The sequence below is a fragment of the Armatimonadia bacterium genome, assembly GCA_039679385.1.
Taxonomy (GTDB): domain Bacteria; phylum Armatimonadota; class Zipacnadia; order Zipacnadales; family JABUFB01; genus JAJFTQ01.
The window spans coordinates 1-20,453 of record JBDKVB010000164.1; the positions used below are offsets into that span (position 1 = coordinate 1).

11 protein-coding genes are annotated in these 20,453 nt (G+C 65.3%); 4 read left to right on the forward strand and 7 right to left on the reverse strand.

Translation table 11 applies throughout. The annotated features are described in order from the left end of the window. From ABFE16_19005 to ABFE16_19025, 5 genes are all read right to left on the reverse strand, one after another. Window positions 1-1,116: biotin/lipoyl-binding protein (locus ABFE16_19005; protein MEN6347388.1), on the reverse strand; the 1,116-nt coding region annotated here is incomplete at its 3' end. Between the two features lie 30 nt (window positions 1,117-1,146). Further along, window positions 1,147-1,650, reverse strand: coding sequence for a MarR family winged helix-turn-helix transcriptional regulator (locus ABFE16_19010; GenBank protein MEN6347389.1), 504 nt, complete (start codon window positions 1,648-1,650; stop codon window positions 1,147-1,149). Between the two features lie 117 nt (window positions 1,651-1,767). Next, window positions 1,768-2,961 (reverse strand): Gfo/Idh/MocA family oxidoreductase, encoded by a 1,194-nt coding sequence (locus ABFE16_19015; GenBank protein MEN6347390.1) that lies wholly within the window; start codon window positions 2,959-2,961, stop codon window positions 1,768-1,770. 193 nt (window positions 2,962-3,154) lie between these two features. Then, window positions 3,155-4,858, reverse strand: a complete 1,704-nt coding sequence (locus ABFE16_19020) for a hypothetical protein (GenBank protein ID MEN6347391.1) — start codon at window positions 4,856-4,858, stop codon at window positions 3,155-3,157. Window positions 4,859-5,096: 238 nt separating this feature from the next. Beyond that, the gene (locus ABFE16_19025; protein MEN6347392.1) at window positions 5,097-5,954 is read right to left on the reverse strand and encodes a M55 family metallopeptidase; all 858 of its coding nucleotides are present in this window, start codon (window positions 5,952-5,954) and stop codon (window positions 5,097-5,099) included. 212 nt (window positions 5,955-6,166) lie between these two features. Here ABFE16_19025 and ABFE16_19030 point away from each other — a divergent pair, with 212 nt between their 5' ends. After that, window positions 6,167-6,787, forward strand: a complete 621-nt coding sequence (locus ABFE16_19030) for a DUF1559 domain-containing protein (protein MEN6347393.1) — start codon at window positions 6,167-6,169, stop codon at window positions 6,785-6,787. A 194-nt stretch (window positions 6,788-6,981) separates the two neighbouring features. Then, window positions 6,982-8,238, forward strand: coding sequence for a M24 family metallopeptidase (locus ABFE16_19035; protein ID MEN6347394.1), 1,257 nt, complete (start codon window positions 6,982-6,984; stop codon window positions 8,236-8,238). A gap of 65 nt (window positions 8,239-8,303) precedes the next feature. On the opposite strand, the gene ABFE16_19040 is transcribed toward ABFE16_19035, so the two are convergent. Further along, on the reverse strand, window positions 8,304-11,336 hold the full coding sequence (locus tag ABFE16_19040; GenBank protein ID MEN6347395.1) for a right-handed parallel beta-helix repeat-containing protein: 3,033 nt from the start codon (window positions 11,334-11,336) through the stop codon (window positions 8,304-8,306). A gap of 242 nt (window positions 11,337-11,578) precedes the next feature. Between ABFE16_19040 and ABFE16_19045 the strand changes: the two genes are divergently transcribed. Both ABFE16_19045 and ABFE16_19050 read left to right on the forward strand, forming a co-directional pair. Continuing rightward, on the forward strand, window positions 11,579-15,907 hold the full coding sequence (locus ABFE16_19045) for a LamG-like jellyroll fold domain-containing protein (protein ID MEN6347396.1): 4,329 nt from the start codon (window positions 11,579-11,581) through the stop codon (window positions 15,905-15,907). 21 nt (window positions 15,908-15,928) lie between these two features. Further along, window positions 15,929-20,008 (forward strand): LamG-like jellyroll fold domain-containing protein, encoded by a 4,080-nt coding sequence (locus ABFE16_19050; protein MEN6347397.1) that lies wholly within the window; start codon window positions 15,929-15,931, stop codon window positions 20,006-20,008. Window positions 20,009-20,010: 2 nt separating this feature from the next. On the opposite strand, the gene ABFE16_19055 is transcribed toward ABFE16_19050, so the two are convergent. Next, a complete protein-coding gene (locus ABFE16_19055) occupies window positions 20,011-20,340 on the reverse strand; it encodes a hypothetical protein (GenBank protein MEN6347398.1) in 330 nt (109 codons plus the stop codon). Window positions 20,341-20,453 lie beyond the last annotated feature (113 nt).

Here is a 20,453-nt window from a genome sequence, read left to right on the forward strand (position 1 = left end):
GGAGTTCCTCGCCTGATCCACTTTGGCACGAGAGGAGGCCATCTCGGCGGCCTGGTCGGGGTCGATGGTGTTCCATCGGCGTAGCGCTGCGGAGTAGCCGGCCTCGGCCTCCTGTACTGCCGCCTCGACGGAACGTGTCTCGGCGCCCTGATCGCTGTCGATAGCGTCCCACTTGCGCTGTGCGGCGACCCGGGCGGCCTCTGCCTGCTGAACCTGGGCTTCTGTTGCCGCCAGTTCGGCAGCCTGGTCGTCCTTGACGGTGCGCATCCGCTCCTGGGCGGTATCGAAGGAAGCCTGCGCGGAGTCCCGCGTGTTCTCCTTGTCCTGGACGGTGCTCAGGGAGACGAAGCCCTTGTCGTAGAGCGCCTTGTAGCGCTTCACTTCGCGCTCTGCAGAGGTGAGGTCGCTGCGGGCTTTGTCCAGGGAGGCCTGGGCATCTATGACGGCCTGGGGGTGCGTAGCCTGCTTGAGGCGTGCGAGGTTCTGCTGAGCCTGGCGCAGCGCCGCGTTTGCCTGGTCAAGGCCGGAGCGCGCCTCCGCCCGTGAGACGGGATGGGTCGCAACCTTGAGCCGCGACAGGTTCTCCTTGGCCGACGTGAGCGCGGCCTTCGCCTTGTCCAGGTTCGTCCTGGCATCAGCGCGGTCTCGAGGCTGGGTCGCAGACTGCAGTCGCCGCAGATCCATCTCGGCGGCCTGATAGGAACCCGCAGCCTGTCCGATAGAGGCTCGCGTCATGGCGGGCTGCGCCTGTGCCTGCGCCTGAGCCGAAGTGAGCTGGGCCTGGCTGCTCTCCATCCCGGCCAGGGCCTGGGTGTATGCGGTCTGCGTATCGGTCGGGTCGATCTTCGCGATGAGGTCGCCCTTCTTGACCACATCGCCTACGTCGACCGCCAACTCGATGATCTTGCCGCCGGCGTCCGACTTCACCGATACGGAAGTGAGTGCCCGGAGGGTGCCGTCGGCCGTGACCGTCTTGAGCACCTTGCCCCTGGTCACGGTGGCCATCTCCGGCCCTTCGGCCTTTGGTTTGCTTCCAGCCCGGTGTCGCACGATCCCAAAGACGAGCAACCCCAGGAGGACTACTGCGCCCACAAGAATCAGTCTGCGTCTCATCATTCTCTCTCCGCCTTCGCAACCTCTACGCGTTCAGGCTTCTGACCTGTCCTTCGGACCGGGGAGCGTCCTGCCGTGAGCCCGGGCGTACTCCTGCGCGGCCTTACGCAGGGTCAAGAGGCTCTCACGAAGGCGCTCCAAGTCCTCATTGCTGAGACTCGACAGCACGGCTTCCAGTTGGGCACGCGACTCAGCCATATGTCGCTGGTGGTTCTTGCGCCCCTTCGCAGTCTCCTCAACACGCACTACACGCCTGTCTGACGGATCCCCCCAGCGCCGGACCAGACCGTGCGACACCAGGCCGTCCACCAGCACCGTGACCGTACTCGGATGTACATGCAGCTCTGCGGCGACCTCTGACATGGAGGGCTTGCCGAGGTGGGCGATCGCGCCCAGACAGTGCATCTGTCCCATCGTAACGTTCATGTCCTGGCTCGCAGGCATCTGCGGCCTCATGCTCTGCTCCAGGAACTCCCTCAGCAGGTCATCGATTGCGCCGATGGTCTCGTGCCGCGGCTTGTTACTAATCGGTATCACCGATTATCGCCCTCTCAAATAATTGGACTCACAAAGTATTATAGCACCAAGGTACCCACTGTCAAACACTGGGTTCGCGGCGGAGGGTAGAGGACCCGGCTCAGGGGCGACGGCCGGCTAACCGTCGCCCCAGTCAGGCACCTTGAGGGTCTCGCCGTCGCGCAAGGCCGACTGATGTGCAGCTACTCCCATGGCCATGTAGCGGACGGCGTCGAAGACGGAGATGGCAGGCCTGCGGTTGTGAGCCACCGCGTCGACGAACTCATGAGCCAGGTAGGCGTGGGAGCCGCCGTGGCCTCCGTAAGCCACAGTCTCGCCGTCGGTCTGACGCCAGGCCGCAGCGACCTCCGGCGGCAGCGGATCGCGCATCTCCTCGACAGTCAATTGCCGTGTCTCAAGTGGCTTGGCGGTCAGGGGCTCGATGCGATAGTTGGTCTGCCAGAGGCCGTCGCGATAGCTGCCACGAGTCCCGAGGACGCGGAAGGTCTCGTCGGCGCTGCGACCCACTTCACGGAACTCGCAGATGCGCACCGTCGCACCGTTGGACATCAGAAAGAGTGCCGTCTCGTTAGTGAAGGCGCTACCCGCGGAGAACGGATCGTTGGTCCTGTTGGCATAGCCGTAGCAGGTCACCTTCAGCGCATGGGAGTTCATCACCGACACCGGGCCGCTGGTCGAGTGGGTCGGGTAGTGCATCGGGCCGCCGCGCAGGCCCTTTTCGCGGTACTTTCTGCTTGCCTCAATCCACTCCTGGCCGGCCCGACTGGCCAGACGGCTCTTGTTGACCTCGCGCAGATTGCAGGCGTCATCCACGTCGTGGAAGTACTCACCTTCAGCATAGACGAAGTCACCGAAAGCGCCCGCGGCGGCCATCCGGCGACAGAACATCGTCTGCGGACGGTAGAAGGTCGTTTCGCCCAGCATGTAGTGCAGCCCGGTCCGTTGGCACGTTGACACGAGTCGGTCGCACCACTCGAGGATCTCGTCGTCGTCGGGGATCGAGATGATCGGCACCGCACTGTACACATGCTTTCCCGATTCCATGGCTTGGATGCACTGTGGGGCATGGAGCCAGGGCTGAGTGATGATGACCAGGGCATCCAGATCGGCACGACAGATGTCGTCGAGCGACTCATAGGCGTCGCGCGGGTCGAACTTGTCCTGCCAGGACTCCAGCTTGGCGAAGCGGGCGACTCTCTCCGGCTCACGGTCACACAAGGCGATGCGGTCGACCAGCGGATGGCGCTTGAACAGCTCGGCGAAACCGGAGCCGAAGCTCCCGAGACCTACAAGTCCCAGGCTGATTCCCATGGGGTACCTCTTCCTGTCTGAGAATGAGCGACGCCGGCAGCCCTCCAGGCTGACGGTCCCAATATCCGGGTAGCGTGCCGACTTCGCCCAGGCGTTGCTTTGTCCTCCTGGCGCAAGCAGGGGAGAAGGGAAGCCTCAGGCGCTGATCCAGCAACACCCGAGGCTTCCTGAGACTCTCCAGGGAGTGACTCGATCACGGCGCCGGCTGGGGGATACACTTGACGTTGTAGAGGATGCCGTCTCTCACCGCCAGGTACTCGAGCATTCCGTCCTCGTGGAAGGAGAAGTGCTCACCCCACATCTGGTCCCACGCCGGGCTGGCCATTGCATCGAGCGTCACCACGCACTTTGGGTCCTTGCGGAAGACCAGGGCCACATGCTTGCCGTCGGGGCTGAAGAGGGGAGGGTGGTCTGCGCTACCCCAGTAAGGCGGGTCGTAGTTGGTCGCACTGACGAAGGCACCATCCACCATGAGTCCTCGTCCGTCGCCGTAGAGGGCCGCTGGATAGGCCATGCGCTTCCCATCCGGGCTGAAGGCGATGGGGCCGACTGAGTAGAGCTTGTCGCCGGCAACGCCATCGACAACCAGGTACATTCCGTCGGGCACCTGGCCACCTGCGTAGGCCATCTTGCCGTCTGCGCCGAACTCGACTTCGCCGAAGATGTTGGGGAAAGGCGGCCCTGCCACGCCATCCACCACGGCGCACCAGCTGCCACCCTTCACGGCAGCCGCCTTGTAGGCGACGTGCTTGCTATCGCGGCTGAACACGGGGCACCGGCACATGCTCATGCAGTCGCAGGCGGGACCGGCGACGCCATCGACAACCGCGCAGAGCTTGCCCTGGAGGCTCGCCCGAAAGGCCACGTGCTTGCCGTCGGGACTGAACTGCAGGCTCCCCCCATCTACCAACCCGTAGGCGGGCCAGGGGACGCCGTCCACAAGGAGCAACTGCTTGCCGCCAATCCACCCCGCGTAGGCCACCCGGGAGCTGTCAGGGCTGAAGAGGATCGGCCAGAGACGAGGGGCAAGGGGGTCGCGTGCTATGTCCTCCAGATTCCCGAGTTGGTTGAGGGCCGGTCCTGCAACACCGTCCAGGTAGACGTGCGTCTTGTTGTCTCCTGTCGGAGCGGCTGCATAGGCGACCCGCTTGCTATCGGGGCTGAAGACTATCGGGCTTCCCTTCTGGTCGTATCTGGGGCCTGGGACTCCGTCCACCACCGGACTCCAGCAGGGAGCACCGAACATCCCCGTGCCGCCGCTCAGCTCGAAGGAGAACTCGACCTTCTCACCCTTGCGAAGCTTCTCAAGCGCCTCGGCCGTCTGGGCTGCTGTCAGGCCGGGAAGTGCGCTCTCGTCTTGCTTCCCGGGTTCCGGAGTCAGCTTTGCCCAGTAGGCGACGCGTTTGCCGTCGGGGCTGAACACCGGTCCCTCGAGATCGACCTCCTCGTAGGCCGGCGAGGGAACCCCATCAAGGACCGCACAGGCTGCCGCGCCCTTGCGGGCGGCATAGGCAAGATGCTTGCTGTCGGCGCTGAAGACCAGGCTGTCCTCTTCTACCTCGTCCCACGGCGGCCCCTCCCGGCCGTCGGCTACTACGAACCAGCGACCACCCTTCTGGGCCACGTAGGCATAGCGCGACTCGTCCGGAGAGAAGAGAATGAGAAACGAGACCTGGTCATATGCCGGGCCTTCGACGCCGTCCACCGTCGCGGTCCACTTGCCGTTGTGCTGCGAGAAGTATCCGAAGTGCCAGCCTTTGATGCCGAAACACCACCGCGCACCCTCCGGCGGCAGTGGTCCGATGCGGGTCTCCTTGTACGTGTAGCCCCCCTGCGCCCACACGTTGGCTATGCATGCAAAAGCGACGAGAAGCACGAGCTTCGCCGGCTTGCTCATAGGGAGCGCTCGCCTCCTCTACAGGGATGTTTTCGTGCCCCCCGAAGTGACGCCACCTCGTAGTTCGGCCCGGATAGGCCTTGCCACGCTCACCGCCGTTGTTCGCCATTCAGGTTCGGCTTCCTGTCGTCTATCCGCGAGGGCATCGCCGAGGGAGGCGCAGGCAGAAGGTGGCGGAAGGCGCAGCGCCTTCCGCAGAGAGGTGTTGTCGGGGATTGGGTCAGCGCTCGGGGATCGATCAGGCCCTCTCGGTCATCTCGAGGCCGGTGCCGGTGATCCACTGGGTGATGTCGCAGTGCCGTTCGACCTGGCTTCCCACGGTGTACTCATCCACTCGCTGGACGCCGGGCCTGCCTGCGGCTGCCTCGGCCTTCTGCACCGAGGCCATTCTGAGGGTAACGTGCATGGGCAGCGCGGGCTGGAAAGGCCGGCAGTCCCCGGCGCGAAGACGGTCGAGAGCCTCCGTCAGCTTCGCCGCTGTCAGGCGGTGAGCGGTCGCCAGGTCGGGGCCCTCGCAGGTGTCGTGGTCAACAGAGCGCTTGACCGCCGCCGTCGTGATGCCGGGGAACATGGCCTCGGCTTCCCGGCAAGCCGTCTCGTCGCCCTGGGCGAAGATCACCGGAATGCCCCAGTGGCCGGCGAAGCAGGCTTCGATGCCCATCTCTCCGACGCTTTCCCCGTTGATGCGGAAGTCGCCCCAGTCCCCGTTGCAGGTGTGAGGCAGGAAGGCTCCCGCTGTGCCCGCCATGGCGTGGTGTCCGGGGACGAGAAAGCCATCGACCGTCTCATCGAGCCCGGGCATCCACCGATACTTGCCGTCCTGATACCCCCGGGATCGCTCGAGGTAGGTGATTCGAGGGTCCTGAAGCATCTGGTCCAGCAGGATATTGCCGCCGCCACGATGGGTGTCGCACACGATCAGTTCATCGACGCCGGCCTCAAGGGCTGCGGCTGCGGCCGAGTTGATATCGGCGATGAGAAGGTGCTGGCCCTCGCTTGCAACTTCTTGCGGCACGCCCTCTTCCCAGAACCAGACTTGCTCGCGCCTGTGGATCCCGCTTACGCCCTCCATGTCCCAGTGCATGAAGATCCTCATGGACAGCGGCTCCTTCCGACCTCCCAGATTGGCGCCGGACAGGCCTCGGGCCATCGCGCGAACCACTTCGCCGGGAGCGAGATGAAGGCCTGCCGAGGCCTGACTCCTCCTCGGCCAGGTCCCACACGGTTGGGCCCAGATTTACACCCGCACCTTGCACAGTGTGTTAGAATTGGCCGTCGCAAAAACGATAGTAAGGACGGTGACCTGTAGTGCGTCGTGGCTTTACGCTGATAGAGTTGTTGGTCGTCATCGCCATCATCGCCATCCTGGCGGCGATCCTCTTCCCGGTTTTTGCCAGGGCTCGCGAGAAGGCCCGGCAGTCTGCCTGCACGAGCAATGAGAAGCAGATTGCTCTCGGTGTCATGATGTACGTTCAGGACTACGACGAAGTGCTTCCTGCCTACTACAACTTCGAGGCCTCTGTTCCTGCCGGTGCCCGGTACTGGCAGGAAGTCATCATGCCCTATGTGAAGAACAACCAGGTCTTCGTCTGCCCGAGCTACTCCAACCAGTCGATCACTGCCAGCTACGGCTGCAACTACAACTGGGCCTTCTCGAACTTCGAGGAGAGCGCGTGGCCGCCGGAACACGGTGACGCTCTGGCGAACATCACCCGTCCCTCCGAGACGGTCATGTTCCTCGACTGCACGAGCTATATCAGCACCTACGATCCGGGCGTCAAGTCCAGCTCCGGCAGCTACTACGGCAAGGTTGAGGGGCGTCACAACGAGCAGACCAACGTGGCCTTCTGCGATGGACACGTGAAGTCGTGTGTCCGGCAGGAGATCGCGAACCCCGCCAACGCGGCGAAGTACTGGAACACCCCTTAGGTGCATCTGGCCTCGGTCTCATGACCGGGTGGAACTCAGAAGCGAAGGAAGCGGCAGGCCCCCGGGCCTGCCGCTTGTCGTATCCGGTGGCTGGTGAGGGGAAGGATGGAACCGCTGAAGCACGAAGTGACTGGGGCGCTTGGAGCCGAGCACCACTGTTACGCTTTTCAGGGCATCCAGCGGAGGGCTGACGCATGGACGGCATGGCCAGGTTCGGTGTGCTTCCGGTTCGGCAGCAGGCGAGGATCCTGCGCGAGGTGCTTGCTGAGCGTCTGGAGATCGTGCTGCCTGCGGCGATGCGCAGCGCCGGTCTCGATATGTGGCTGGTCCTGTGTCAGGAGGATGATCTCGACCCGGTCTTCTCAACACTCCTGCCCATGGACAGCTGGTGCCCGATTCTGCAGATGCTGCTCTTCTACGATACGGGGGACCAGATCGAGCGCCTCAACCTGTCCATGACGAACACGGGTGGGCTCTACGAGGCGCCCTGGCAGGGACGCCGACACGAGGAGCAGTGGCCACTCCTGGCGCAGCTCGTCGCCGCCCGCGATCCGGCACGAATTGGGATCAACATCGGAAGCGTGCAGTGGGCTGCCGGCGGGCTCACGCACAACCTCTACAACCAGCTCACCGAAGCGCTGGCGCCCCGGTATGTCGAGCGGCTGGAGTCCGCCGAAGCCCTCGTGACCCACTGGGCGGCGAAGCTGTGCGATCGCGAGATCGAGCTGTACGGGCATGTGGTTTCGGTCGCGCATGGGCTGTTGGCCGAGTGCCTGAGTTCGGCCGCTATCGTTCCGGGGGTGACGACCACCGAAGACCTGGAATGGCACTACTGGCAACGGGTCGCCGATCTGGGGCTGGAGGTCGCCTTCAAGCCCTTCTTCAACACCGTCCGAAGTAAGGCCGACCGCGACAAGTACGGCCCCGGCGACAGGGTGATTCGTGGCGGCGACATCGTCCACTCCGACGTGGGCATCCGGTACCTGGGTCTGAACAGCGACCACCAGCAACTGGCCTACGTGCTGCGACCCGGGGAGCGAGAGGCGCCACAGGGACTAGGCGAGCTCGTCGCCCAGGCGAACCGGCTGCAGGACATCTTCCTGGGCCAGTTCGGCTTGGGCTTGAGTGGTAACGAGTTGCTTCGGCGCATCCTCACCCGAGCGCGAAGCGAAGCCATCCCCGGGCCTCGCGTCTACTCACACTCGCTGGGGCACTTCCTGCACGAGCCGGGGCCACTGATCGGGCTGCCCTGGGAGCAGACCTCGTGTCCCGGTCGTGGTGACGTGCGGCTCGAGCACAACACCAGCTTCACCATGGAGCTGTCGGTGACGGGGCCACTGCCGGAGTGGGACGGCCAGGAAGTCACGCTCTCGATGGAGGAGGACGTGGTGTTCACCCCGGAGGGCTGTCGCGTCCTCGGCACGCGGCAGACGGAGGTGTACCTGGTGTGACCCGCCACGGTGGAGGCCGACCTGACCTGTCCCATCTCCTTCGGTCGCGCACTCCGTTGTCTCAGCTACTCGGGCCGTCCGCCTCGCTGACCTCCCGGGGCAGCTTCGATCCGGAGCAGGCCGGCGTTCTCGAGCTTCCAGGTCGGGCCTTGCGTGCCGACCCAGTTGATCCACTCGCCCGGTTTGCTGCGATATACGCCCAGGTTGAAGGGCACCTCCGACTTCCCGGTGCCAAGGCCCAGCGCACTCAAGGGAATCGACCACTGAGCGCGCCAGCCACCCTCGCCGACGGTTGCCCGGAAGGTCGACGCGGCTGCGAGAGCCTCGACCGCCGCCTTCGGAGCACCGGCCTCGGTACTGCCTTCGAGGGTCCCGTCGGCGAAGCCATGCAGGACCCAGGTGATCGGGCTGCCGTCGGTGGTCTTCCCGCCGAGACAGACCTCCGCACCGTCGCTTACCCGCCACTCAGCGCCTTTCGCGATGGCGTTCGTAGGTGTTGGGATGTCCAGGCGCACCAGCAGGTTGCGACTGTCCGTGGCAAGTCGCGCAGAGCAGGGCTTGCTGCCGAGGGGATTGCCGTCAGGGGTCTCCTGCAGGGAGATGGCAGCAGGCCAGTCGGCGTCAGCCACCGTGCCATCAGGCGCAGGAGCCGTCTTCAGCGGTGCAGCAACGGCCACAGCTTTTTCCCTTGGCGTCGCTGCGCTCTGGGGGGCACGGAATATCGCGCGACCGCCACGGGTGAGGTCCCAGGTGTCGCCGAGGCTTCCGGCCCACTGGAGGAACTGAGCATCCTCGCTGCGGTAGGCGGTGACGTTCAGGGGCAAGGTCGCTCGATCGGTCGGCTTGAACCGCAGCGCCGCCAGCGGGAGGCGCCACTCCGAGCGCCAGACAGTCTTGTCCACGGCGGCACCGTAGCCCACTGCCTTCGCGAAGGCATCGGCCTCCGCCTGCGAGGCACCACCCACCGGAAGACTGCTGAAGGTGCCGTTGGTGAAGCCCCGCAGAACATAGGTCACCGGGGTTCCGTCTTCGCGTGTGCCCTGGACAGCGATCTCGACACCCTCGTCCGTGCCCCAGGTAGTGCCGGTCCTGCGGTCCTCCGGGAACATGCTGACGACCACCACGCCCACATACAGGTTCGAGGCGTCGGCACAGAGCTTCGCGGTGACGGGCGCTCCACGGGCTTTGCGCTGGTCGGGAAGGTCACCGAGACTGATGCCGCCGGCGGGCCACTCGTCACCCTCCATCTTGCCGTCGAGAGTCGGAGGCGTGGCGAGGGTGACCACGTTGCCATAGACCGGATTCTCGCGTGGCGTCCTCGCCGGGACGGGCATCGCGTCACTGATGGCCGGAGTGGCCCTCTCGCCCTGGATCACCAGGTTACCCGACCACTCGGCGACCGCGTCCGGATCGCCCACGTTCAGCTTCCCGTTGAGCTGGAGGGTGTTGCCAAGACAGCGGATGCCGGAGCTCCGTGCGAAGGATAGCTCCATGTCACCGTCGCAGAGAAACACGTTGTTCTGCACGGTGCAGTTGAGGGTCATATGGGTGAGAGTCGGCCGGGCGACGCCGATCGAGACATTCCCCTCGATCACGCAGTCGCGGCACTTCTCGTCGAGGTAGTAGGCCGAGACGCCGTAGCCCTCGCCCATCTTGACGACATCCCGCACCATGTTGCGGCGGAGCACATTCCCTTTAGCCCCGCTGACGTAGATGGCAGCTCCGTCCTGAAGTTCCTGCATGCACCGGTACAGCAGGTTCTCCTCGATCACCGTTCCGTTGCCGCCGATAGCCATGCCCGAGTAGGGCGTGTCATGAATCTCGTTGCGACGGATCAGGTACTTCTCCGGGCCACCTCCGCCGGAGAGAGCAATGGCGCTGGGGTAGATCAGCCCGACGTGGTCGATATGGTTGCCCTCGATGGTGCCGTTTCCGCCACCGGAGCGCAGACCACCGGCGCCGAGGTCGTGGAGGTGACAGCCCTGGATCAGCAGACCCTTCGTGCCGTACTCACGGATTGCGTGCCCGGCCGTGTTGGTGATCTCCACGTCGACGACTTGGAGGTTCTGGCAGGAGGTTGCCTGCAGAGCGCCGCGGTAGTTCGAGGCGCCGAATCCACCTGCCGTGCAGGGCGTGGTTGTGGTCGAGAGAGTCAGCGACCGGACCGTGACATCCTTGACGGGACTGCTTGCCTTGCCCTGCAGGTCCAGGAGGGTCTCCACCGTCGGCGCAACGACCAGCGCGGTCTCCAGGTTCTCCTCCGGCAAGGGCCAGTAGACGATTCGGCCCGCGTCGCGGTCCAGGTACCACTGCCCGGGCTGGGTCATGCCTTCGCGCACGTTCCAGACCACGTAGGTCTTGACGCCGAAGGCGCCTGGCGGATGTGCGGAGGGATTGGCGAAGGTGAGGGTGCGAGTGGTCGGGTCATGGCTTGCCAGCCCGATCATCGATTCGTCCCACATGTGGTAGACGGTGACCTCAGCGTTGCGCAGACTCAGCCAGGGCCCGAGGTCGCCGACCTTGTACTGCATGGTCGTGAGTTCCTGCCGGGTCGGCTTGCGCTCCCAGCCACCACCGGCGCTGCTCATCCAGCGCACCGGGAAGCTGGTCTCGTGAGTGAAGCGGCCGGTCTGAGGAAGGCGTGCGCGAGGGCACAGCCTGTCGTTGACCACCAGGGCACGGAAGTCCCAGGTGCCCTCCTTGACCTGCGGCACGTCGGCTGCCCAGAAGTGGTCGCCGTCCTTGTGCCACCCGGTGATCTGGCGTCCGCCATAGATAGTCGTCTTGCCGGCGCCGGCCCCCTGGAGGGTGAGACCGGAGTCTTTGGCGTCCAGTACGATCGGCTTGTCGAGGTAGTAGCGTCCGGCGGCGATGAGAATCTGCCGGGGTTGCTCGGGGTGCTGACGACTCGCCGCAAGCGCAGCCCCGAGCGTGGCAAAGGGACCGTCGGTGCCGTCCTGGTTAGGCGCTGCCTGCTGCCCGGACCAGGTGTCCTTGCCCTCCGGAGAGACATACCAGGTCAGCGTCTGGGCGTTCGCGCACATGACGGATACCCCCAGGATCAGTGTCCACAGACTCGGCTTGATGAGCGATACCATGCCAAGGGTCCCCTCCTGCAAGCTTGCGTGGGCGAAGGCAGTCTGTCGGTCGGCCTCAGTCGCCGCCTGAGAAGGGCATTCGCGCCTTGTGTCCCGACTCCTTCCACGCCCGGCGCGGTCAGAGGACCCGGGAAGGAGGCCGGCCAGCGTCGGCGAAGGAAGGACTTCGTGACGCACAGGCCACCGGCGGGGAGACGAGGCCCCACGAAGCCTGGTAGCCCACAGAAGGGGGCACTGCCACGATGGCCTTCCTCCGCCCCATGCTCGCATCCCTTTGGGTAGCCCTCTGGGTGCTCAGTGGTTTCCCCGCTGCACAGGCTCAGCCTGCGGACGATATCAAGCCCGTCGCGGCCTGGACCTTCAACCAACCCACACTCGGCCTTGCGCGGGACGTTGCTTCGCAGACTCACCACGCACATCTTCTATCGACGCCACGGTATGAGCCTTCGCCGGGCGGCAAGGCCCTGGTGTTCGCGGGTCCTGCCTCCCGGGTGGCAGTGGCCGACCATCCGACTCTCGTCATGACCGACAGCGTCACCGTGGACGTCTGGGTCAAGATCGATGACCTCAACCTGCCGGAGCCGCAGACCCTGGTGGACAAGGGTGGAGAGCGTTACCGTCTGCAGGTCGAGCCCGGCGGCGGCGTCCTCTTCGGACTCAAGAATGATACGGGACGTTTCGACCTGACCGGCGGCCGCATCGAGGCCGGGAAGTGGGTTCGCCTCACCGGTGTCTTTCAGCGACCGGCTGCCCGCCTCTACATCGATGGGGTGCTGGTGAAGCAGGGGACCTGGGATCAGCAGATCGGCCCCGGCGCTGACCTCAACCTCGGCTCGAAGGGCGGCGTGACCTACTTCACCCACGGCCAGATTGATGAGGTGCGCCTCTACCGCGAAGCCCGGGAGCCTCGGGCCGACGACAAGCCGGTCACGGGCACCGGCGGTGCACAGGCAGGTGAGGCCAGGATGACGGTGACCCAGGACCAGAAGGGCCTTCTGAGCATCGACACCGGGGCAGCGACCTTCACCGTGACGGCAGAGGGCATCGTATCGGGCATCTTCATCGGCGGCAAACGCGTAGTGGAGGGCAACACCGAGCCGCTGCTGGCGGCTCAACTGCTGGAGACGAAGGGGTGGTCGGGCTGGAGCGATCTGGCCCCCGGCAAGACCATCGAGGGCATCTACCGACCGGGCCAGTTGACCCGCAAGGAGCAGGAGGGACGCCTGGAGCTGACCGCGGACGGTCGACTGGACTTCGGCGACGGCGACGCGATCCTCACCCGGATGGTGCTGAGCTTCCAGGCCGGGAGTCCCTTCCTGTCGGCGACGGTGAGCCTCGAACCTCAGGGGGCCTTCCGGGATCGATTCCTGCGCTCGGTCGCGGTGCAGATGCCGCTGGCGCTGGACAAGCGCAAGCGGATTGTCCAGGGCGGCGACCGCGGAGTGCGCTGGAACACTCGGCACTGGTACCAGTTCATCGTCGACCCCACGGGCAAGCTGATGGAGGAGCCCGACCACAACCTCTGGCGCAACTTCGTCATCGATCAGGTCACTGACCATGACTACCACCTCTGGCGCTCCGAGAGCGACTTCACCTCGCCCCTGTCGATGCAGAGGGGGCTTGCTGCGCCGGGGTGGATCGCCGCCTATGACCAGCGTGCCGGACTCCTGGTGGGCTACCGTGACTTCGCCTTCAGGGCACCAAAGACGCTGTGGGTGGAAGCCGACGGTCCCGGCAAGGCCACGGTGTTCCTATGGAGTCCGACTCGTCCGGCCTTGTCGCCTGCCTCGCCCGAGGCGGCTGCTGTGTTCGGCAAGCCCCACATCATCGACTTCGAGCCCTTCGGCGACGACTTTCGCTTCAGCCAGCCCGACCTGCTCCTGCGCGAGCAATGGGGAAGGGAGGGCCTCGCGAGTGATGAGCCACCGCGAAACGAGATCCCGGCTGACGGAGTGCCGCAGTGGTCCGAGCCTGCGGCAGATGACCGGGCGCCTCTGGTGTCCGGCGGAGTGCCCTTCCCGCGAGGCGTGTTGACCGATCCGGGCAACGTACGGCTCATGAAGGGTGAGGCCCTTGTACCGCTTCAGACCAGGGCGCTGGCCTACTGGCCCGACAAGTCGATCAAGTGGCTCCTGCTCACCTTCCCGCCGGACGGTGGGCAAGTCTCGGACTCCTCGCCCGGCGACAAGTCGCTGAGCTTCGAGCTGACGCGGCGCTCCGGACCGGCGGATTCCTACCGGCTCGAGTACGGGGGAGAGGCGAGACCGGGTCGGGCTGAGCGGACACTCACAGCCGAGAAGTCGGGCGGCCTTGTGCGCCTCGACACCGGTCCACTCTCGGTCGAGCTCAGCACCGGCGAGGAGTGGCTCCGGAGCGTGAAGCTCGCCGGTCGTGAGATGCTGGCCGCAGGTGCCAAAAGCTACGTGGACTTCCTGCGTCCCGATAAGCCTGTGTCTTGCGGCAGGACGCACACCACCGGCCAGGTTGATCCCGGCACCTTCCTGCCGGAGAGCCTTGAACTGGAGGAAGCTGGTCCGCTGCGCGCCGTGGTGAGACTCGAGGGCATGACGAACTCCGTAGAGCCGCAGCGGCTGATCCTCCGACTGGAAGCCTACGCCGGGCGCAGTTGTCTGCGAGTGTTCCAGACGGTCGAGTTCCTGCACAAGGACCCCCGGGTCGCCTTCGTCCGCCGCATGGGAATCGACGTGCCCCTCGTAGGATCTGCCGAGGCGACCGTCTTTGCCGGCGGTCAGGAGGGACCCGTGGAGCTCGGTCGCGGGACTCCTGCAGGCCTGCGTCAGCACAGCCACCTGGGCTATCGCGCCTGGCGGCAAGACACCGGGCAGCGCTTCACCCAGACCGTGGAAAGCAAGGCTCGCAGTCGTGGCTGGGTCGATGTGTCGGGGCCTGAGGGCGGGCTGGCCGTCTGCCTCCGCGAGATGTGGCAGCAGTTCCCCAATGAGATCTCGGCCAACCTCCCGGCGGGCACCGTGACCCTGGGCTTCTGGCCCGAGAGTATTGCGCCGATGGACGTGCGGCGCTACTCGAACTACCCGCACCGGTCGCAGGGCGAGTCCGCCTCATCCCCGAGTTCCTGGGTGACCGACAACTGGTACCCCCAGGACTGCTTTGTGGGCGTCTCGAAGACGCACGAGGCGCTGCTGTACTTCCATGGCCCCGCTGAGAGTCCAACACAGGTCGGTGCTGTCATGGCCGACTTCCAGCGTCCGCCTCTCGTTTACGCGGGCAGGAAGTGGTACCACGACACCGGCGTCGTCCAGCCCGAGTTCGCGATGGCCGAAGAGCCCTCACTCGCGCGTTGTGATGCCAACCTGTATCACTTCGCCAAGTTTTGGCTCCAGCACCAGAAGCTCTGGGGCTGGTACGGACTGTGGGACTATGGCGACGTGGGCCACTACTTCAAGGGCGGCTATGGGAGCCTGTTCCCGCCCGACGTCCTACGCACCCTTCTGGCTGGCGGAGAGGCAGCCAAGAGCATCGACCTGACTCGTGCGCGGTTCCTCGATTACGCTCCGAACCAGGACTGGGCCTTCGATAACGGTCGCTGGGGCTGGAGCAACACCGAGGGCCTGACGAACCTGTTCCTGCAGACCGAGTACCTGCGCACCGGCGATCGCGATATCTTCTTCTTCCTCGAGGCCATGGCCCGGCACTTCCGGGACGTCGACATGCGCCACGACGGCAAATGGTTCGGCTATGGCACCCGCCACGGGGTGCAGCACTGGAGCGACGGCAACCACGAGGAGCGCCAGACGACCCACTCCGAGTTCCGCTACCACAGCTACCTCACCGGCGACCTGCGCAGCCGCGACTTCGCCCGCCAGCTTTACGAGCGCGTCTACAGCCGCCGGGATGTCACCATACACGCCGCCCACTCGGGGCGCATCCAGGGCCTCCTGACGCAGTGGGAGATGACGGGAAGCGACGAGGTGGCCGATATCCTCGCTCGCTACATGCCCACCTTCCACGTGCCGCAGGGGCTTGTTGAGTCTCCTCGCGTCAAGTTCCCCGAGGTCCTGCGTCTTGCTGCCGACGCCAACATCAATGAGGGCAACATGTTCTTCTGGACCTTCGGCGGCGGCCACGGGATGATCGAATACTACGAGCTGACCAAGAACGAGGACGTGCGGCAAGCGCTGATCAAGACCGCTGATGATGCTCTCGCAAGTGGCCGTATCGGGCTTCGTCTCAAGGCGGTGGCCTTCGCGGCCAGACACGCAGACAACCCCGAGCCATACCTGAAGGCAATCCGCGAGTGGGCTGCAGGCGATGGCCGTCGCTACCTGCTGCAGATCGTTCCGCACAACCCGGAGTTCTACGCCGGTCCACAGGGGCTGCTGCGGGGCTCCACGGCGGGTGCGCTGTTCACGATGAACGACCTGCCCTACGTGATCGGCCTGCTGAGCGAGGACCCGCCGATGGATGACGAGCTGCGGCGGATCGACGCAAGTGGCGGACCCTTCTACCGCGAGCCTGTGCTCAGTTGGCAGTCGGAGTACGACCTGCCGGAGTTCGCCGAGTACCTGCGCATCAAGCACCCCCAACCCTAAGGGTGCATGGAGGCGATGACGATGAGCGGCCCGGTCCTATCTGTGGCGACAGTCGCGCTGGTTCTGTGCTCCCTGCCTGTTGCGGCGCAGGAGCCCTGGGTTTGTCCGGAGTGCCGCTACCGCACTCAGATCACCGCGCCCACGGTGTCGCGGGAGGCAGAGTCCAGGCAGGTCGAATGCGCCCTTGACCTGCCGCAACTGTTGCAGCAGGCCGGGGTTGAGGGCAAGTTCGACCCGGCGTCCCTCCGCCTGGTCGAGGGTGGCAAGCAGGTGCCCTTCGTCTACCGCACCGAGTACAACCCTCGCCTGCGTCACGACGAAGCGTACCTGGCCTGGACGTCCCGCTCACGTCCTGGGGAGACCTCGACCTGCGATGTCTACTGGGACACGGAGGAGGCGGGCGTGAAGGCTCTTACCTTCGCCCCGGCCGCCTTGCCCGTCGAGAACCTGCTGCGGAACCCCGGCTTCGAGCAAGCCGAGGGAAACCGGCCCGTCGGCTGGGAGGTCAGCTCACCGGCCCTGGTCAGCCTGGGCTCCTGGGCGAAGGGCACCGGGCAGCGCTCGCTCCGGATCGCAGTGGACGACACCACGCCCGCCGAGGCCGACCGGACCCTATACCTCTCGCAGACGGTCGACGTGGCACGCTTCGCGGGTCAGGAGTTTCTCTTCGAGTGTGACCTCCTGGCAGAGCGGGCGGCCTACGGATGCCCGGTCAGTGTGCGGATCGAGCAGTACCGCGCCGACGGCTCGCGACTCGGGTGGTTCGCGATTCAGCCCAGGTGGCTCACCGTCGAGCTTGCGCAGGGCCAACTGGTGCAGCTCTCTGAGCGCGGCACCCTCAGCCCGCAGACAGCGACGATCAAGGTGAGCATCGCTCTGCGTTGCTACGTGAACGATGCCGACACCGGCCGTCGCGTTGAGGGACCGGAGTCACACTTCACGGTCCGGCTCGATCGCCTCGTTCTGCGTCCTGGTCAGCGCTGGCCCTGGCCTGGCCTGAGTCACGCCGGGTTCGTTGCGGGAGCACTTCCTTCCGCTCCGGTCAACCACGCCTTCGAGTTTCGCGGGAAGCGTCGGCTGGCTTTCAACGGGGGTTCTGAGGGCACTCGCACGAACAACCTCGAGGGTGACGCCTCCACCGTCCACTGGGGACTGGAACGCGGCACCCTTGAGCTCTGGTGTCGGCCGAACTGGGACGCTGAGGATGGCGTCGAGCGAACGCTCTTCTATGGACTCGCCTACAACCATCGCCTGCAGTCACAACTGCGCAAGCGTGGCAGTGACGGCCGGAATGCCCTGGAGTTTGCGATCGTCGATTCGGGCGGGACCCGTCGCAGTGTGAGCGCACAGGCCGAATTCCGGGCAGGAGTCTGGAGCCACCTCGCAGCGACCTGGGACTTCCCGCGGGCACAACTCGAGCTCTTCGTCAACGGACGGCTGATCGCCTCAACGGGACCGGGCGACACGCCCTGGCCTTGCAGCCGCGAGCATACCGTGGAGGGCATGGCTCCCGGAATCGGCATCTCAGAGACCGACACGCGCAGTCTGCCGATGCAGGCCTTCCTCGGCGGCGACCGCAACTGGGACGAGCCTGGATCGGCACAGGCTGCCATCGATGAGTTCCGCATCTCCGATAGCGTGCGCTACCAGGGAGACTTCACACCGCCACGGGAGGAGTTCGCGCTCGATGGAGCTACCCGTGCGCTGTTCCACTTCGAGGACGATGGCCAGGGCGTGCATGCTGCCGACGATGGCATCGTGGGTGGCTACCTGGGTTGCGATGTGGACCCCCAACTTGAGCAGGCACCGCTTGAGGTGCGCAAGGGCGACACGATCACCGAGCAGAAGGTGACGGTCAGGCCGCATGCCTCCGAGGCGCTGTTCCAGTCCAACCGTGCCGAGAACCGCATGAAGGTCACTCGGCCGGTTGAGCAACTCCCCGATCCGCGCTTCATCGACTTCCGCACCCGCAGCGTCGAGCGTGTGGTGAAAGGCAACGGCGAGGAGTTCCAGCTGAGCGTCGGCGGCGACTACCAGCCCTTGATGCGTGCGATCACCTTTGAGCACGCCGCGGCGGAACAGTCCAGGGCAACACTCCTGCCTCGCTGGCGGGCCAACGACAACGTGGTCCCCTTCAGCTTCCAGAGCCTTGCCCAGACGCTTGCGCCGGGGGCCAAGGACGATGCGGAGAAGGCCTTCGAGGTCTTCCGCTACGCGCTGCAGAGCACCAACTACTACGATGCCGGCTACTGCGAGACGCTCCCCACACGGCATCGCGAGCGGGTGTCCTACACCCTCCTCAAGCACCTGAACATCTATCCCTTCGACCAGTGTGGGCCGCTCAACTTCACGATGCGCAAGCTCCTTCTGGCCGCGGGCATCTCCTCCAACGACGCGCCCGGCACCCATCACCAGTTCGAGCAGGCCTTCTACGACGGCAGCCTGCGCCTGCTTGACCTTTCGCCACGCATGTACTGGCTGAACTGGGACAACAGGGCCCGACTGAGCCTGAGGGGACTCGAGGAGAACCCGTACCTTAAGGTCAGGCAGGGGGGAGATGCGAACGCGTGGCTCCCGGGACGGCGCAGTCAGGCCTCCTTCGGCACCGCAGAACGGCCCCACAACATGGACTTCAACCTGCGACCGGGGGAGCGTGCCAGTGTGTCTTGGCACAACGAAGGCCGCTGGTTCGAGTTGACCGAGAAGCGTGAGCCGATCCGCCTGGAGAAGATCCCGCCCTACTTCGGCAACGGGGCACTCCTCTGCGATCTGACTGCCGACGGTGGCGCCTGCGAGCGCACCAACCTCTCCGCTGCAACGACCCCGGAAGGACCTGCCCTTTCTCTTGCCCGAACCGACGCGCCCGGCGTCCTCCTCTACAGGGCGCAGTGCCCCTACATCCTCTCAGACGGCAAGCTCACGGGCGAATACTCGGCGGCGACGGCAGGGGACATCACGGTCTCCCTCTCTTTCGATGAGGGCAGGTCCTATCAGCAGCTATGGTCGAACCCCGGCGCAGCGGGCGCTCTGTCAGTGGACCTGCGCGATCAGATCATGGCGCGGTATGTCTACTGGCTGAAGCTCGAGCTGCGCGCGGGAAGCAAGGCCCGCGTCCTGAGCCCGCAGGTACGCAGCGTGTTCGTGGTGTCGCCGCTATCGCTTCCCGGGAAGCTGCAACTGGGCGACAACCGTATCCGCTTCGTGGCCGGGCCGGTGACCAGCCCCATCAAGACCTCGTGCCAATGGACCGAGCGCTACCTGACAGACCTGGGGATCGACCTCAAGGCTTTGAGCTACTACCACAACAGCGGCGAGGCGCTGCAGAATCTGTTCATCGTGCGGCCCGGCGAGACGTGCCCGGTCAAGGTGTCGCTGCTGGGACGTGAGGCGAAGGGGCAACTGTTTGTGGAGCCGCACTCGCGACTGCTTCAGGCCGGTGCGCCGCAGTCGCTATCGCCGGGCAAGCAGCAGGCCGAGTTCACGGTAAGCCTGCCGGACGCTCCCGAGGGCAGCATCGAGGCCTTCGACCTCGTGCTGCGTGAGGGAGACTCCGAGAGGCGAGTGACGGCGCAGGTGCTCGTCGCTCAGTCGGCCCTCACCTGTGAGGCCGAGGACGCCGCGAAGCTGTCTGGTGGCGCGCTCATCTCACCGCTGGCAGAGCTTGGTGGCGCGAAGGGTGTTCGGTTCGAGAGCCCGGGCGAGATGGCCTTCGAGGTAGACGCGTCGAAACAGGGGGAGTATGCGCTGTGGCTTCGTGCCCGCTGGGAGCCTGGGAGCAGGACGTCGATGACGCTGACTCTGGACGGCGGCAAGGCCCGCCAACTGCAGGCCGAGGCGATGATCGGGTTCAGCGACTGGACCTCGGAGTCCCGAGCCCACACCAAGATGTTCGCCCACTTCGGCGAGCAGTACGGGCAGTGGTCGTGGTACCGTATCGGCGGCGTCAACCTGACGCCGGGCAAGCACACGCTGGCACTCGGAGCGCAGAGTGGGGCCTTCTTCGACTGCCTGACTCTGCTCCCCGCGACTGACGCCATGGACCGGGCGGCGATGAACCTGTTCCAGAACTGGAACTTCGCGCCCTGGTGTGAGCCGCTCTAGTCCTAAGCCGACTTGGCGGCGGCTGCGAAGAGGCCCATCCCGAGCGCGACGGCGACGATGGCCCCATATTGCATCGGTGTGAGGCTGGACTTGAACAGCAGCGCCAGGGCGCCCTGGGCACACAGGAAACCGCCAGCGGTGCCCAGACCCAGCGCAAGATTCGGGTTCATGCACTTGTACAGCAGCATCAGGAGCCAGATGCTAGAGGCGCCGAAGACGTTGCCGAGGATGAAGCAGGGGACAAAACGCTGCGGGGCTGTGCTGCCGTAGTTGAAGATGATCTGGGCCGCGGCCTGCATGGCCCAGTAGATGACCAGCCAAAGGATGTACACGAACTGCCTCCGTGATGCGCTGCTGTTGTGATACATCGGCCGGGTCTGCGGAACCCACGGTAGCCGATCAAACTGCAAACCGCCTCGCACGTCAAGGGGCCGAAGTGCCCTGC

Bases quoted from the DNA above. Each gene is read 5' to 3' on its own strand.
- ABFE16_19020 (MEN6347391.1), bottom strand. From the start codon at position 4,858: ATGAGCAAGCCGGCGAAGCTCGTGCTTCTCGTCGCTTTTGCATGCATA.
- ABFE16_19045 (MEN6347396.1), top strand. From the start codon at position 11,579: ATGGCCTTCCTCCGCCCCATGCTCGCATCCCTTTGGGTAGCCCTCTGG.
- ABFE16_19050 (MEN6347397.1), top strand. From the start codon at position 15,929: ATGAGCGGCCCGGTCCTATCTGTGGCGACAGTCGCGCTGGTTCTGTGC.
- ABFE16_19015 (MEN6347390.1), bottom strand. From the start codon at position 2,961: ATGGGAATCAGCCTGGGACTTGTAGGTCTCGGGAGCTTCGGCTCCGGT.
- ABFE16_19040 (MEN6347395.1), bottom strand. From the start codon at position 11,336: ATGGTATCGCTCATCAAGCCGAGTCTGTGGACACTGATCCTGGGGGTA.
- ABFE16_19035 (MEN6347394.1), top strand. From the start codon at position 6,982: ATGGACGGCATGGCCAGGTTCGGTGTGCTTCCGGTTCGGCAGCAGGCG.
- ABFE16_19025 (MEN6347392.1), bottom strand. From the start codon at position 5,954: ATGAGGATCTTCATGCACTGGGACATGGAGGGCGTAAGCGGGATCCAC.